The 1,693-nt window shown below is 31.0% G+C and carries 3 protein-coding genes; all 3 read right to left on the bottom strand.

Going from position 1 to position 1,693, the window contains the following annotated elements:
• A partial coding sequence (locus U9P79_04365) for a hypothetical protein (GenBank protein ID MEA2103861.1) occupies positions 1 to 507 on the bottom strand: 507 nt, incomplete at its 3' end.
• Positions 507 to 809, bottom strand: coding sequence for a site-specific DNA-methyltransferase (locus tag U9P79_04360; protein ID MEA2103860.1), 303 nt, complete (start codon positions 807 to 809; stop codon positions 507 to 509). The genes U9P79_04360 and U9P79_04365, both read right to left, overlap by 1 nt.
• A 116-nt stretch (positions 810 to 925) precedes the next feature.
• Positions 926 to 1,693: type I restriction endonuclease subunit R (locus tag U9P79_04355; GenBank protein MEA2103859.1), on the bottom strand; the 768-nt coding region annotated here is incomplete at its 5' end.

Raw genomic sequence — 1,693 nt, 5'->3', positions numbered from 1 at the left:
TATGAATGTGTTATTAATATTAATTGTAACTTTAAATCTCATTGACCCAGTTATTTTCTCGTTGCAGTAAACAGGTTTGAAGATTGTTGGCTTTACATCTGGAATAATTATACTCATATTATCCCATTCTGTAATTTTTGTTTCTTTGTATGGAATTTCTTCCCAGTGCCAACTTGGAGAACAATTATTGTAAGAATCACCATTTGCTTCTTCAATTTTAAACCAAGAGATTTGAATCTTTTCTGATAAATCATTTATATCGATAACCATTTTAGGATTTATCAGATTATCTTTTAATTCAAAGTTTTTAATATCGGAATAGAATTTTGTATTTCCATTTATTTTTTTTGAAATCACAAAGCTCATTTTTAAATCATCATCTACAGAAGCAAGTTTTGACTTATCATTATAATTAGAATCATTTAGTTTTGAAATAATAACAACTTCTGTTTGAGCAACATTGTTGCCAAGAAATAATGTTAATACAACGAGCATTAAAAATTTCATTATACTCCTATCTTAATCTGAACATCTTTTTTCGTGTAACAAATGTATCCGCACCAAATTTTCAGAAAGTTCTTATTCTCCATATATTGAACAAACAAATTAATATCGAAAACCCAATGGTTCTTTATTACTGTGAAGAATTTGTTTTTAAGCTCATCAATTTCGATCAGCAGTTCAATTAATCTGGGATTTATATTGTAAGCTGCATCAATTATAACAAACTTTTTCAAATCACCATTGTCATTTATAAAACTTGATTCTCTTGAAAGTTGTTCTGTTAGAACTTCGTGAAATTTGTTCATCAATTTCTCCTAATTCAGTTTGTATAGAATGAAATAAAATTTGATATTCTGGCAACCGAAAATTATTGGAACAAAGATTCTTACTTCTTTGATCTCATCACAGTAAATATTCAAATCTATTTTTTCATACATATTTTTGGCTTATATATTTTGTGGATAATGATTGCTTTTAGGCGTTCGTTGAATTTTGTATAAAGTTCAGGATCTTTGGTCAGATTTACTTTGATGTGTTTTCTGATTGCGTGTTCCATTTCAGAAGCTTTTGCTTTTCCTGAATGCTTTTCAAGTTCTTTAGGGAATTTATCGGACAAAAGCGAAACAGGTGGGATTTTGCTGTCGATTCCCAAAGATTCCAAGTGTTTATCAATTAGCTTTCTTACTTTTGCACCAGCCCATTTCAAATCCAAAGTTTCATCTTTATATCTGTTGCGGATTCTCATCATTAAGTAGCCAAAACGTTTGGCAGGAATCCAATATACTTTTGCCTGATTTACATTAAAAAGCAGATCGAGAGATTCAAAGAATGATTTCAGATAAGTATCAAATTCAGCACGGAAACGGACTTCCTCTGCCAGTTCAATGCAATCTTCCGCAACTTTGAATTCTTCTTTCTCATCCTCCATTTCCTGATTCACAAATGCTTTGATTTGCTTAATCTTCTTATCTTCAAAAAGTTGAATTAATCGGTTGTAACGGCTTTCGAGAATCGGAAGCTCTTTGTTTATATCTTTGAAATATTCCAAAAATTCTTTGAGAGCTTTTTCATCTTCATCACCATAAATCGCCAGAGCTTCTTTCAGGTTTTGTGCAACTCCAAAATAATCAACTACAATTCCGTGAGTTTTCTTTGGACCTTTGGTTCGGTTAACTCTGGCAATTGCGGA

It is taken from the genome of Candidatus Cloacimonadota bacterium (genome assembly GCA_034661015.1).
Lineage (GTDB): Bacteria > Cloacimonadota > Cloacimonadia > JGIOTU-2 > JGIOTU-2 > JAYEKN01.
Note: the sequence above shows the minus strand (reverse complement) of the source record. Positions and strands in the feature narration are given on the sequence as shown.